General features: G+C 41.8%; 17 protein-coding genes and 1 pseudogene. 16 read left to right on the forward strand and 2 right to left on the reverse strand.

The genetic code is table 11. The features are described from left to right. Nucleotides 1-189 precede the first annotated feature (189 nt). From ACQ86K_RS12210 to ACQ86K_RS12285, 16 genes and pseudogenes are all read left to right on the forward strand, one after another. Nucleotides 190-937, forward strand: a pseudogene (locus ACQ86K_RS12210) (RteC domain-containing protein). Between the two features lie 150 nt (nucleotides 938-1,087). Beyond that, nucleotides 1,088-1,618 carry a hypothetical protein gene (locus ACQ86K_RS12215; protein WP_431200446.1) on the forward strand — a complete coding sequence of 177 codons (531 nt, stop codon included), beginning with the start codon at nucleotides 1,088-1,090 and terminating at the stop codon, nucleotides 1,616-1,618. Between the two features lie 33 nt (nucleotides 1,619-1,651). Then, nucleotides 1,652-1,990, forward strand: a complete 339-nt coding sequence (locus tag ACQ86K_RS12220) for a DUF4134 domain-containing protein (RefSeq protein WP_157526471.1) — start codon at nucleotides 1,652-1,654, stop codon at nucleotides 1,988-1,990. 10 nt (nucleotides 1,991-2,000) lie between these two features. Further along, nucleotides 2,001-2,315, forward strand: a complete 315-nt coding sequence (locus ACQ86K_RS12225; RefSeq protein ID WP_157526470.1) for a DUF4133 domain-containing protein — start codon at nucleotides 2,001-2,003, stop codon at nucleotides 2,313-2,315. A 2-nt stretch (nucleotides 2,316-2,317) separates the two neighbouring features. Then, nucleotides 2,318-4,807: a TraG family conjugative transposon ATPase gene (locus tag ACQ86K_RS12230; protein WP_157526469.1), complete on the forward strand. Its 2,490-nt coding sequence runs from the start codon at nucleotides 2,318-2,320 to the stop codon at nucleotides 4,805-4,807. A 16-nt stretch (nucleotides 4,808-4,823) separates the two neighbouring features. Next, entirely contained in the window at nucleotides 4,824-5,201 is a 378-nt protein-coding gene (locus ACQ86K_RS12235; RefSeq protein WP_157526468.1) for a hypothetical protein, read from the forward strand. Between the two features lie 117 nt (nucleotides 5,202-5,318). Next, nucleotides 5,319-5,942: a conjugal transfer protein TraI gene (locus tag ACQ86K_RS12240; RefSeq protein WP_431200447.1), complete on the forward strand. Its 624-nt coding sequence runs from the start codon at nucleotides 5,319-5,321 to the stop codon at nucleotides 5,940-5,942. Then, nucleotides 5,929-6,621, forward strand: a complete 693-nt coding sequence (locus ACQ86K_RS12245) for a hypothetical protein (RefSeq protein ID WP_157526466.1) — start codon at nucleotides 5,929-5,931, stop codon at nucleotides 6,619-6,621. Before ACQ86K_RS12240 ends, ACQ86K_RS12245 begins: the two co-directional genes overlap by 14 nt. A gap of 11 nt (nucleotides 6,622-6,632) precedes the next feature. Beyond that, the gene (locus ACQ86K_RS12250; protein WP_157526465.1) at nucleotides 6,633-7,280 is read left to right on the forward strand and encodes a TerB family tellurite resistance protein; all 648 of its coding nucleotides are present in this window, start codon (nucleotides 6,633-6,635) and stop codon (nucleotides 7,278-7,280) included. 10 nt (nucleotides 7,281-7,290) lie between these two features. After that, entirely contained in the window at nucleotides 7,291-8,508 is a 1,218-nt protein-coding gene (traJ, locus tag ACQ86K_RS12255) for a conjugative transposon protein TraJ (protein ID WP_157526464.1), read from the forward strand. Between the two features lie 24 nt (nucleotides 8,509-8,532). Beyond that, nucleotides 8,533-9,147, forward strand: a complete 615-nt coding sequence (gene traK / locus ACQ86K_RS12260) for a conjugative transposon protein TraK (protein WP_157526463.1) — start codon at nucleotides 8,533-8,535, stop codon at nucleotides 9,145-9,147. Between the two features lie 5 nt (nucleotides 9,148-9,152). Then, nucleotides 9,153-9,488 (forward strand): hypothetical protein, encoded by a 336-nt coding sequence (locus ACQ86K_RS12265; RefSeq protein WP_431200448.1) that lies wholly within the window; start codon nucleotides 9,153-9,155, stop codon nucleotides 9,486-9,488. Beyond that, complete coding sequence (traM, locus tag ACQ86K_RS12270; RefSeq protein WP_157526461.1) at nucleotides 9,485-10,756, forward strand: conjugative transposon protein TraM; 1,272 nt, start codon at nucleotides 9,485-9,487, stop codon at nucleotides 10,754-10,756. Before ACQ86K_RS12265 ends, traM begins: the two co-directional genes overlap by 4 nt. Before the next feature lie 11 nt (nucleotides 10,757-10,767). Beyond that, nucleotides 10,768-11,601: a DUF4138 domain-containing protein gene (locus tag ACQ86K_RS12275; protein ID WP_157526460.1), complete on the forward strand. Its 834-nt coding sequence runs from the start codon at nucleotides 10,768-10,770 to the stop codon at nucleotides 11,599-11,601. A gap of 103 nt (nucleotides 11,602-11,704) precedes the next feature. Next, nucleotides 11,705-12,400 (forward strand): hypothetical protein, encoded by a 696-nt coding sequence (locus tag ACQ86K_RS12280; protein ID WP_431200449.1) that lies wholly within the window; start codon nucleotides 11,705-11,707, stop codon nucleotides 12,398-12,400. A gap of 61 nt (nucleotides 12,401-12,461) precedes the next feature. Further along, a complete protein-coding gene (locus ACQ86K_RS12285) occupies nucleotides 12,462-12,947 on the forward strand; it encodes a hypothetical protein (protein WP_166583903.1) in 486 nt (161 codons plus the stop codon). On the opposite strand, the gene ACQ86K_RS12290 is transcribed toward ACQ86K_RS12285, so the two are convergent. After that, the gene (locus tag ACQ86K_RS12290) at nucleotides 12,934-13,200 is read right to left on the reverse strand and encodes a hypothetical protein (RefSeq protein WP_166583904.1); all 267 of its coding nucleotides are present in this window, start codon (nucleotides 13,198-13,200) and stop codon (nucleotides 12,934-12,936) included. The genes ACQ86K_RS12285 and ACQ86K_RS12290 overlap by 14 nt on opposite strands. Before the next feature lie 7 nt (nucleotides 13,201-13,207). Beyond that, complete coding sequence (locus ACQ86K_RS12295; RefSeq protein ID WP_157526456.1) at nucleotides 13,208-13,627, reverse strand: helix-turn-helix transcriptional regulator; 420 nt, start codon at nucleotides 13,625-13,627, stop codon at nucleotides 13,208-13,210. Nucleotides 13,628-13,805 lie beyond the last annotated feature (178 nt).

A 13,805-nucleotide genomic window follows, 5' to 3' on the forward strand; every position in this document is an offset into this window, starting at 1 on the left:
GTCCAATTAATCTTAAGCTGATTGAAAGATACTGACTAATTACTTACCGATCTAAACCTTACTATTACGATGAGAACATTTGCAGAGCGCTTCTACAGTGCTTTAGAGAACCAGTTAAATGAAGTTTCCATTAACGGCGATTCCTTAGCCGATCAGTACAAGACCTCCATAATGCTTTGCAAAAAGGCAATGGCCAAATTAAAGAACTACATATCCAGCTATGCCTTCGAAAACAAAGAAGATGAAATTTATTTCTTCAAAGTGCTAAAGCCACAGTTTTACAGCAAATACATCTTCTTTATCAATGTATATAACTTCATCATGCAGAAACCAACCGGCGGTGACGAGATCGTGAAGGAATACATAAACTACGAATTGACCGACCTGAAAAGGTTTTTCGACCATAATCATTCTTTTTATCAATATTATCGTTCAGGATCTACACAAATGGATGAGATCTACTTTACACGGGGCGGTTTTGACGTCCACGTTGAATTAGAAGATTTTGAGGAAGATGAGGTTTATTCAACCAGCCACGATTATAAGTTATCAAAGATCATCGCTAACGAAAAATATCAGGATTTTTAAATCTGGAATTGCAGAAGCTTATTGAACATAATGAAGAACCAACTCCAATGGCCCTTGAATTACCGTTAACCTGGACATTCAACAAAACGGATCTGATTGAATTGATCTATGCCCTTGTTGCTTTGGGCGTTTTCAATAACGGCAATACGGAAATTAAAACCGTAGTCAGTTTTTTCAAACGGCATTCCACGTCGATCTTGGCCAGTATTATCATAAGTACACCGACATTACCAGACGAAAGAAAGATCGTACCGCTTTCTTAGATAAATTGAAACTTGCTCTATTGCGTAGAATTGAAGATAAATTAGATGAAGACGGATCTTTTCAGCAAAAGATCAAATTTGGCTAATCTGTAATGTGCAGTTTTACCGCAGTTTAACAAGTTTAAAATAAAAATAACACCTACCTTATACATGAGGTGTGAAAAAATAATTTGCACTACTCCAACCTTTGCTTTCAGAATCGCCGCATGGTGCGGTGAGGATTAAAGCAAAGCAATATGTTGTCCTCTATTTCTTGGCAGCACTATCTCGCCGCCGTCGTTATCATTACTGTTTCCTATTACCTGTATATAGTGCTCAGGTATTACCAAAAGGAAATAGGTAATCTATTTAATCGCAAGCCACAAACCTCTAATTTCTTTTCCGGAGTTCAAGCACCTGCTTATGCTGTTATGGGCCAGGCCAAACCGGACAGTGGCGTAACCATCGGCGAAACACAAAACTTACCCTTTACAGACGTTCTGCCGGACGATCTTATTGAAGCCGTTACCAAGTCAACTGATTTGGTCAGCAATCAAAATGACCCTTCATCAGAATTAGTATCAGAAGCGGGAAACCTGATTGAAGCCTATAAAGACGTTGACAATAAACAGGAGTTTATCACACTCATTGGAATTTTAGTCGGCTCTTATAAACGGTTTCAGGAGCAAATAGACCTTCCGGCTGCACTTAGCCGTGTAGTGGAAATTTCCAAAGACAAATTAAAATTCACAGTTGCTTTATCAGACTTTCAAAACATCTGGGCGTAGGCAACATATCCCTTAACATCAAATTCAAATATTATGAAATCTCAAAAAACACACTTCCGCTCTGCGGTCGTAAACTTTCTCAGGCACACTTTGGCTACCATCACCTTGTTGATTATCAGCCTAAGCCTTTACGCACAGGATGGTAATTCAGGCATTACCGCTGCTACCACCCAGGTTAAAAGTTATTTCACTACTGGAACCAGCTTAATGTATGCTATCGGTGCCATAGTCGGGCTCGTAGGGGCTATCAAGGTATTCAAGAAGTGGAATGACGGTGAACACGATACCGGCAAAGTCGCTTCAAGCTGGTTTGGCAGCTGTATCTTTTTAGTAGTAGTTGCTACCGTATTGAAATCATTTTTCGGGGTATAAAATTCATATCATGGCATTATATCAAATCAACAAGGGAATTAATAAGCCTATCGAGTTTAAAGGATTGAAGGCACAGTACATCGGCTACCTGGCAGTTGGATTGGTGTTGTTGCTGATTGTGTTTGCTGTTATGTATATCGTTGGGGTTCCGGTAATATCATGTATTATCATTATCTCCGTATTAGGCAGCGGACTATTTTATCAGGTATTCAAACTAAGCCATAAATATGGCGAGCATGGCTTGATGAAGAAAGCAGCTAAAAGGTATTTGCCAAACCATTTAAAGTTTACTACACGAAATATCTTCTTAAAACTAAAGAAATAATCATGGCATCACATAGCAAAGCGGAACAGGTATTCCCTGTCTATAAGGTCGAGCACAACTGCATGGTGTCCGCAAACGGCGATCTTACCATTGGTTATAAAGTAAACCTGCCGGAGATCTTTACTTTGTCAAATGAGGAATATCTTGCATTTCACGAAGTAATTATAAAAGCGTTAAAACTGCTGCCTAAAAACACCGTGTTTCATAAGCAGGACTGGTTTGTGGGTGACCAATACGAAGCTGTTTTCGCGAAGGAAGGCCATCAGCAGGTTAAAACCTTTCTTTCTCATTCCAGTGAACGCTATTTCCATGAACGCGAGTTTTTGCATCATCACTGCCACATTTTTCTCACTAAAAAGCCGGATAAGTTTAAGCAGTATTCCAGCGCGGTTAGTTCCTTGATGCGTAAACGCATCGTGCCGGCACAAACAACCTGCGAGGAATTATTCAGGGACTTTCAGGATAGCGCAGGACAATTTGTAAGAGTGTTAGAAGATAGCGGCTTAATCTCTCTTTCACGGCTAAATGATGATGAATTAGCCGGTACATTGCAAAGAGCAGGAGTTTTAGAACAGTATTGCTTTTTGCTTAATCAAAACGAAGCGCCGGTATTAAAGGATATTCATATTCAGGACGAGATCAGGATCGGCGACAACCACTGTCAGCTTTATACTTTAAGCGATGCGGAAGACCTGCCGCCGTTATGCGGGCCGAGGATCACCTATGATAAATACAGTACAGATAAAACGAAGTTCAGCACCGGCTTCGCCACGCCTATAGGCACCTTGCTGAAATGCAACCATCTGTATAACCAATATATCTTTATAGGTGACAGTCTGCAAACGATCAAAAAACTGGAAGCAAAGAAATTGCGCTTACAATCGCTTTCAGCTTATTCACGGGAAAATGCCATTGGCAGGGATGCAACCCACGACTTTTTGAACGAAGCGATCAGTCAGCAGCGCTTACCGGTGAAAGCACATTTCAATGTTTTAGCCTGGACTGATAACCCTGCGCTTCTAAAGGACCTTAAAAACAAGGTCAGTTCCTCACTCGCTCAAATGGATGCACAGCCTAAGCAGGAAACCGACGGAGCCGCTCAAATTTGGTGGGCAGGCTTGCCAGGCAACGAGGCCGCTTTTCCAATGAATGACACTTTTGATACCTTTGTTGAACAGGCAACCTGTTTCTTAAATCTCGAAACAAATTATCAGTCAAGTATCAGCCCTTGCGGTATTCGCTTAGGTGACCGCTTATCAGGTAAGCCGGTGCATGTAGATATCAGCGATGACCCCATGACGAAGGGTATTACTACTAATCGCAACAAATTCATTTTAGGCCCATCGGGCAGCGGTAAATCGTTCTTTACTAATCACCTGTTGCGTAGCTATTTTGAACAAGGATCGCACGTGGTTTTGGTAGATGTGGGACATAGCTATCAGGGACTTTGCGAATTTGTCGGCGGTTACTATTTTACTTATACGGAACACGAGCCGATCAGCTTCAATCCGTTTTACATTGCAGACGGTGACGTTTTGGATACAGAAAAAAGGGAAAGTATTAAAGCTATGATTTTGGCTTTATGGAAGAAGGAAGATGAGGGCGTACAGCGGTCAGAATATGTGGCTATATCAGATGCTTTGTACCATTACTACGAGAAATTAAAACAAGAGCCCGAAATATTCCCCTGCTTTGACAGCTTCTATGAATTTCTTAATGGTGAATTTCATGAAACTATGAAGCAATCAAAAGTGAAGGATGAACGTTTTGATATAGATAACATGCTTTTTGTATTGAAACCATACTATAAAGGTGGTGAATACGCTTACCTCCTGAATGCTAAAGAAAACCTCGATCTTTTGCAAAGGCGGTTTATTGTCTTCGAGCTGGACAATATCAAAGACCATCCTATTTTATTCCCGGTAGTTACTTTAATAATCATGGAAACGTTTGTGTCCAAAATGCGCAAGCTTGGAAAAGATGTTCGCAAAATGATCTTGATTGAGGAAGCCTGGAAAGCCATTGCGCGTGAAGGGATGGCCGAGTATATTAAATACCTCTTTAAAACGGTACGTAAATATTTTGGTGAAGCATTGGTTGTCACCCAGGATATTGAAGATATTATCAGCTCGCCTGTGGTTAAACAAGCCATCATCAATAACAGCGACTGCAAGATCTTACTTGACCAGCGGAAGTATCAGAATGACTTTCCAAAAATTCAGCAGCTATTAGGGATTACCGATAAAGAAACGGCGCTTATTATGAGCATGAACCGGAATAATGACGAAAACTTGAAATATAAAGAAGTATTCATTAGTCTAAACGGCCAGCTTTCCAAAGTTTACCGCACGGAAGTAAGCCGCGAAGAATATTGGACTTACACAACCGAATCTTCGGAAAAAGCAAAAGTCCATGCTTACACTAAAAAATATGGAAGTGTTAAGCTTGCCATAGCCGCCATTGTCAGGGAAGAATTAGAAAAAGCAGCATAAACTAAAAACCATAATTATGAAAGCATTAATCATTTTGTTAGCAGTCGTCTTAGTATTTTCAATGGGCTGCAACAGTTCTAACAAGGGCAGTGAGGATATTGAAGGTACCTATGTGACACATTTTCAAAATGAGTATAATATCACTGACGATACTTTGATAGTTTCAGCGGTTAAATCTTCCGACAAAACGTATGATGTAGTAAGACAGACCGGATTTAATAAAATCAGAAATGGTAAGCCGCTACCAAAGGAATTTAAAAAGGTCCAATGGGTATCATCTTATAATACAGACAAGCAAGCTTTACAAGAAACTGATTTGGGCCGACAAATAAGTGTTTTACCAGACCGACATAAGTTGAAGCTTGGAGCATCTGAGTACACGAAAATAAAATAATCACTTCTATTTATTGGCGCTTAAATATTCGATCAAACGACCGGACAGGGAGGTTATATGAAAAAATTTAAAGTTATATACGTGTGTATTGTATTCATAATCATCAATTTGACTTGGGTGAATACCGTAAAGGCACAGTTCGTAATTGGCGAAGTAATAAAGCTTACGGTTACCAAAGTAATAAAGGCGATTGACCTGAAAGTACAGCGTATGCAGAATAAAACAATCTGGTTGCAAAACGCGCAAAAGGTCATTGAAAATCAAATGTCCAAAACGAGGTTAACAGAAATATCTGGTTGGACGGAGCAGCAAAGGCAATTATACAGTAGTTACTATACAGAATTAGGAAACATTAAAGCGACCATATCTAAATATCAGCGGATAAAGGATATTACTTTAAAACAAGCTGCCCTGGTCAGTGAATATAAAAAAGCCTGGGGCCTGTTTCGACAGGATAGTCACTTCAACCCCCAGGAAATCAATTACATGCAGCGTGTGTACACCGGCATATTAGATGCAAGTGTCAAAAACCTCGACGAGATCATGCTGGTCGTTAGCCCTGCTAAAACACAAATGACAGATGAGCAGCGCCTGGAATTGATTAACAAGGCCAGCGATCATTTAGACGAAAATTACAATGACTTGCACCAGTTCAATAACCAGGGCATTCAATTAAGCCTGCAACGCAGCAAAGATTTAAGCGATACCCAATCAATTAAAAAGCTTTATGGAATCAATTAATCAAATGAAGTTCCGGGCGGATCAGATCCGGCGCAAAAGCAAAAAGTTATTGGCGTTCACAGTAATGACATTAGCCGCTTCTGCACTGGCAACTACCGTTAGGGCACAAACCTTTGCTGAATGGTTCAGGCAAAAAAGCACACAAAAGAAATATCTGTTACAGCAGATAGCCGCTTTGCAGGTTTATGCCGCCTACTATAAAGTGGGCAACAATATCGCCCATAACGGCCTAAGCTCCATCACCGGCTATCTGCAATCCGAGAATGGTTTACACACCACCTATTATAATAACTTGACTAATGTCAGCCCTGTAGTTAAGAACAACAAACAGGTAAGCGATATACTGCAATGGCAAAAAGATATTTTAAAACGGATGACTTCGCTGGAAAAAACGGCCAACCTTAACGGCGGCGAGAAAAAGTACATCATCCAAGTTAAAACCGCTCTATTCAAAGATTGCGACCAGCAGATCACGGAACTACAAAACGTGGTGACGGATAGCAAACTAAAGATGAGTGACGAAGAACGGCTCAAGCATATCGGCGTTATACATACCGCTATGCAAAATAATTACCGCTTTGCTTCAGCCTTTGCCGACCAGGTAAAAGTTTATGCCGTGCACCGCGTACAAGAAAACAATAATGTGATTTCGGAAAAGAAGATTTACGGGGTCCAATAACATAAAGAAGTATGAAAAAGGATTTAAAGCATATGGTAGTTATACTCGTATTGTTCGTTTGCCTTGGTTCGGCAAAGCTTGCAAACGCCCAGGCACAGGAAATGCAGCAGCTAATTTTGGACATTGAAAAGCTTACTCAGCTTAAAGGCATTTTAAGTGATATGAAAACGGGCTACCAAATTTATCAGCAAGGTTATGGTAGTATTTCCCAGTTGTCAAAAGGAAATTTTGATTTGCACAGCGTTTACCTGAATGGGTTACTCTCGATAAACCCGACGGTGAAGGATTATGGCCGGGTTGCTGATATTATCACACAACAAGCCAGCCTGTTGAGCGAATACAAAAGTGCTTACAAGCAGTTTAAGCAAAGCGGCTTATTCAGTGCCAGCGAGTTGACGTACATGAGCAATGTATATGGTCAGCTGGTCAATCAAAGCCTTCAAAATCTCGACGATCTGACAAATGTCCTTACCGCAGGCAAGCTGCGTATGTCCGATGATGAAAGAATGCGGGCGATAGACCGGATCTACGCCAGTAGTTCTGATAAGTTACAATTTCTCCGGCATTTCAACCGGCAGGGCGTTTTACTGAATATCCAGCGCAGCAAGGACGCAGGCGACAACCGAACGATGAAACAGCTCTATGGTATAAATAACTAATCCCAATTTTATGAAAAAGAAGATTTATTTAACCGCAATTCTTGCGGTAACGGGGATAGCTTTTCCTTTATTTTCCAAAGCAGATGGGCTTGCAACTGATATACAGGGCCTGCAAGGCACCTTAAACGGCGTCTACAACGATATGCTGCCGATGTGCAGCCAACTAATCGGCGTTGGCAGAGCAATAGCCGGATTTGGTGCCTTATGGTATATCGGCAGCCGGGTTTGGCGGCAGATAGCCAGTGCAGAGCCGATAGACTTTTACCCGCTCATGCGGCCATTCGCTTTGGGTTTAGCTATCCTGTTATTTCCGACGGTCATCGCTATCATCAACGGTATCATGTCGCCTACTGTAAGCGCCACGGGTGGCATGGTGCAAAATTCAGATGCTGCCATTGCAGCATTACTGAAAGCAAAAGAAGCGGCAGTAGAAAAAACGGACACCTGGCAGATGTATGTTGGTGCTGATGGTGATGGCGACCGCGATAAATGGTATAAATACACGCATCCAGAAGATAAAGATGGAAGTGGTGAAGGAATGCTGGCCAGTGTGGGAAACGATGTGAAATTTGCCATGTCTAAAGCATCCTATAATTTCCGCAATTCGGTAAAGCAATGGATGTCTGAAGTGCTGCAGGTGTTATACGAAGCAGCGGCCTTGTGCATTAATACGATTCGCACATTCTACCTGATCATCCTTGCCATATTAGGGCCTATTGTTTTTGGCTTAGCCGTCTTCGATGGTTTTCAGCACACGTTAACCGTGTGGCTGGCTAAATATATTAATGTATTTCTATGGCTGCCGGTTGCCAATATTTTTGGTGCTATCATCGGTAAGGTGCAGGAAAATATGCTGAAACTTGATATTAGCCAGGTCCAAAATGCCGGTGATACTTTCTTTAGTTCAACCGATACAGCCTATCTCATTTTCTTAATTATTGGTATCATCGGTTATTTCACTGTTCCAAGCGTAGCTAATTATATCGTCAATGCAGGTGGAGGAAATGGATTGCTCCAAAAGGTCAATAGTATCGTGAGCAGTACCGGTCAGTCGGTTGTGGGTGCCGCTTCAGGAGGTAGCAATATGTCTGCGGATAGTTTCGGTAATCAGCGCTCAAATACCAGCCAAAGCATGGCGGCCAGCGCCGTATCAAAGCCTTATTTCCAGGATAAAGGCAGTAACCCAAATAATGGACGGGCGAGCAAGATCGATCCGCAGCAAGCCTAATTACTCACCTATAAATTCAAAATTATGTTTACTCATCTCAAAAATATTGAAACTGCTTTTAAGCACATCAAACTCTTCAGCTATTTCCTGATAGCAGCCTGCACCACCATATCCTGTTTCGCACTTTACAAAAGTTATCAGGCAGCAAATATTGCCGGCAGTCACATTTACATATTGGCAAACGGTAAGGCGCTGGAAGCTTTTGCAGCCGACCGGAAAGATAATATCCCTGTGGAAGCAAGGGATCATATCCGGATGTTCCACCATTATTTTTTCACGCTTGACCCCGATGAAAAGGTGATCGATGGCAATATCGGTAAAGCACTATACCTCGCTGATGAGAGTGCGAAAAATCAATACAATGATTTAAAGGAAAAGAGCTATTACAACAATCTGATTTCTGGTAATATCAGCCAGCAGGTTACAGTGGATAGCATCCAGCTGGATATTAATCAGTATCCCTATTACTTCAAATGCTTTGCGACGCAAAAGCTGATCCGCTCCACTTCAACCGCAAACCGAAGCCTGATCACCCAGGGATACTTGCGCAATGTAGCCAGGTCAGACAATAACCCGCATGGTTTCCTGATCCTGCATTGGGAAACCTTAGCGAACAGGGATACCACCATTCAACATTAAAAGCTATGAATTTATCAAACAGTAAAGCGTCAGCGCACTTGAGCGACAAGGTTGCAGCTTCGTTGGCAAAGAGAATTATCAATATCCAACTCTATTTTTCGGCCAGGCTTAATAAGTGGTTTAATGCTTATTCGTTACGGCAAAAGAAACAGATCGCGATTGCAATCGCGCTGCTAACGTCCATCATATTGATCAGCAGTTCGTTTTGCAGCTTTTATACTATTCCCAAATTAACACAAAACTATACCTCTGCCCATATCGGGCGGGCGTCAGAGTTTCCCGACCCCCATTTCATTAAACGTCAATTAACAGATTCATTAACTAAAAAAAGTAAATCATGAATGCAGCATTAAACAGCGGCCAATTGCCGCAGCATACTCCTGAATTTTTGAAGGAGCGCAAATTTTTGGTCATCATGCCCCTGCTGATCATCCCATTTTTAACGATGGCTTTTTGGGCATTAGGCGGCGGTAAGCAGTCGGCATCTGCCTATGAAAATTCCAATGTCCAGGGGCTAAACGCCACACTTCCGCAGGCGCAGTTCAAAGATCAAAAAGCCCAGGACAAAATGGGAATTTACCAAACAGTTAAGACAGATTCCGCGAGTTCAGCCAATAGCGGTGTTAGTGAAAGTTTTGTTAAATCGATGGGACTGGATGCGGCTAAAGCCGGGCATTCTGATTCGGCTACCCAACGTTCGACCGCTAACCTTACAGGTGGCCCAACGGTAGCAGATGTAAACGAAGCAAAAATCCAGGCGAAGCTTGCCGCTATCAACCAGCAAATTAACCAGCCTGAACCCGCGAATTACGGCGGCGGCGCATCATCGCCCCAATCCGCCGCCGATGTGAAGCGCCTCGAATTGATGATGAAAGCAATGAATGGCAGTGGCGGCGGCAATGATCCTGAAATGAAGCAGCTAACTCAGATGCTGCAACAAATTAATGATATACAAAATCCAGGTAATGTAAATAGCAGGCTGCGCAATCAATCTATGAAAAATCACGGTCGTGTGTATGCGGTAATGGCAGCGAACAACGATGACGACGACAATACCCCAACTGAAAAAATGCAGGTGAACTACGCTTCTTACGACGGAGGCGGTAAAGCGAAAAAGCACCGTTCCGCTACAGCTGAAGCTGGAAACACCATCCAGGCAGTTGTGCATGAGGATCAAACGCTGGTTAGCGGCGCGGTGATCAAATTAAGGCTGTTGGATGGCATTTATGTGAACGGCAAAATGATTCCAAAGGGAAGTTTTGTCTATGGAACCTGCGCTTTAAACAATGAACGCCTGGATATCAAGATTGCCAGTATTCGCTATCTCAATAACATCCTGCCCGTAGCACTTACAGTTTATGATTTGGACGGTATGGAAGGGCTATATGTTCCAGGATCAATCGGCAGAGACGCTGCAAAGAACGGCGTTGGAGATGCGGTTCAATCTATGCAGCTGATGTCAATGGATCAGTCTGTTGGTACACAAGCCGCCAGTGCAGGTGTGGAAGCCGCAAAGGGCTTATTCAACCACAAGGTAAAACAGATCAAAGTCAAAGTAAAGGCCGGTTACGAAGTCCTTTTAAAGGATAGTAACGACCGGGATAATTAAATAAAAATGCCATGAAAAAATCGTTCATTATCTTCATTCTTGGTGCGTGGGGAACAGTTTCCTACGCGCAGGATACGGCTTATGTGAGCCGTGACAAAACCACAGCTTTATTCTTTAAGTCTGCGGTTAAAATTATCAGCAAATCAACTCCGGATTTCGATCTGACACAGAAAGAAGATGCGCTGATTACCATTAAAGCACGCAATACCGACTTTTCACCCACCCGCATCAACGTCCAGGATGTGAGCACGGCAAAAATTTATCACATCCCGGTAGAATATTCTTATGGACGGGCAGGAAGACGGATTGAAGTTGATGGCGCAGCTCCTATGACTGTTAGGGTGATTAAAAGTGCCGAATTTAATTACAACGCAGTCCTTTCACAATTAGCCGCAGGTAAGCGAAAAGATGTGGTAGATCACGAAAAAACGGGAGGCGTTAAAGCCTGGGTCGATGAACTATCGCTTGCCGGTAACCGGATTTTCTTTAGGCTGGATATTCGTAACAAATCCAACCTTCCCTACGAAATTGATTTTGTGCGGTTTTACATCAGGGACTTAAAAGCCGTCGCCAGGATGGCAACGCACGAACAGGAAATTGTACCCTTAATTACAACACTGCATAAAAAGACTTCCATTGGTCATAAACAGGAGATCGCGAAAGTTTTCGGTTTTCACCGTTTCTCGCTTTCAGAAGACCAGGCGCTGAATGTTGAATTATACGAGCGGAACGGTAACCGTCACCTTTACCTCCAAATCAAACAAAAGGATCTGGACGATTTGAAAACAATAACGCCGGCAGTGCAGCAGCCGGTTAATGCAATAGCTGCAAATACAATTAATTAACCATTTTTTTCATTTTTAATCATTACGTTATGAATACTCAAAATGCTGAATTTCTAAAAAAAGTCTCCTAAATCTGGGATTTGGAGACAAACTAAACGCTGAATTGGACAGGCAAATCGCCGCCAAAGCGCCCGAGTTTAAGTTAGGGCTGCAACACGAGTTTAACCAAAAAACGGTTGACTACACATTACACTTTAAGGCCGGTGATAACCAGGATATGTATTTCTTTAATAAATACGACGCGACGGTTAACCACAAGGATGATCCTGCCAAGAATTCAGATCAAACCTTTTTTATCAATAAAGGCAGCGGCATCACCGCCAAAGAAGCTTTTAATTTGATGGAGGGCCGCGCCGTTCACAAACAGCTTTACAATTTAGAAGGTCAAAAATACCAGGCCTGGTTAACCCTTGATGATAAGAACCTAACCGACAATGGCAACAAAAAGATCAAGCATTACCATGAAAATTATGGCTATGATGTAGAAAAGGTTATTGCGGGTAAGGGTATCAAAGAATTGGAAGACCCGAAAGCAAAGGAGGAACTTTTGTACTCTCTGAAAAAAGGCAACGCCCAGCAGGTGACCGTTAGCGGTGAAGAAGGCGATAAAAAGTATTTCATCGCAGCTAACCCGCAATTCAAAACCGTTGACCTTTTCGATCACCAAATGAAGAAAATAAAACGGGAGGAATTGCTACAGACCGAACAGAAGCCGGTTAGGAATTTGAAACAACGTGAGCAGCAAAAGGAGGATGCTCCTGCAAAAAAGCAGTCGCGTAAAAGCAAAATGAGTGTTTAACATGTTTAGGCAACAGGTCAACAATGACCTGTTGCTAATATTTATTTATTCAAACTTTACTATGAAAACATTGGATGAGGCACAAAATGTATTATTGAACGTATCAGACAAGCAATGGCTAAAACTGGTTGAAATGCTTACATATGGCGTGTTAGAACTGAATTCCCGCACCTTGGAAAAAGTAGAGATCAAGTACAGCGTCGGCCATTATCCGGCAATGCTTTTTCGATTAACGACCATTTTAAATGATTCAGCTGATGGTAACCTTTCACCGCAGGTATCTGGGTTTCGGTTTGCCTTCGACCAGGACATTGATGATGATGTATATATAGAACCCCTTAGTTCAGACGGCTTTTGGGAAGACTATCTGGATAAAGAAGGCATTACACATGTGTTTGCCAGTAACGAAGTTGGAATAAGAAAGCTTTATCGTTTTATTAACGATGAACTGCATTTGTGGGATGATGTGCTTTTCCCTGGTGTCGAAAAGCCTGTGGAAGATACTTGGCGAACGTTGCTTGAACTTAATCCGCTTACTGATCAATAAAATGCTTGGTATATAAGTTAATTATATCTCTCTTAAGCTCTAATGGAAGATCATAACCTTCTTTCCAAATCAACTTGCCTGTAGGCACATCCTCCGGACTGGCTTGTATAATGTCGCAGCCTTCTAACACGTCTTCAATAGCATGAATGTCAAGATATGGTTCATACCTGATTTCCATCGCTTTCAGTTCGGGATCTGCAACGAGACTGAACATTCTTTCTCTGTATGGCTTTGAATACTGCTCCGCTGTCATAATCTTATCAGTTGTTTTTGCTTTTAAGAATTTCTACTTTTTCACGTTCGCTTGCGAGAAGTTGCTCGTAAAGCTTTTTATTTTCTTCATAAACCTCGATCAGTTTGTCTATAGGATTAAAAGTGGGATTATAATTTACAGCATTTAACATAGACGTATCGTTAAATGTATTTGAGATAATGTTGACTGCTTTCTCCTCGTCGAAGTTTTTGATTGCTTCAACAGGTACTTTTAGTATTGCAGCTACCTGAGCGAGAATATCCTCTTCAATGAGCTCTTTCCCTTCCAGTAATGATACTCTTTTTTGGCTCCAATCGTCACCTAAGGCTAAAGCCAGTGCTTCTTGTTTCAAGCCAAGCATTTCTCTAAAACGCTTAACATTGCGTCCTTGGTGAATACTTTTTTGCGAATCGGTAGCTGTGCTCATGATAGAAATGGTTGTTTAAGCAAATGTATGAAAATTTGAAATCTGAAATTACTTGTTTCTACTGGCTTATACAAGGATAAATTATGCCTCACTTTTTCTTCGTTAGAAATGATAAGAATAGCATAGAAATACACCCGTGCCGTCCTTTGTAATGCCGTCAACAATGCCGGTCCAATAT

Origin of the sequence: Mucilaginibacter sp. P19, assembly GCF_050632265.1 — a bacterium.
Classification (GTDB): Bacteria; Bacteroidota; Bacteroidia; order Sphingobacteriales; family Sphingobacteriaceae; genus Mucilaginibacter; species Mucilaginibacter gossypii.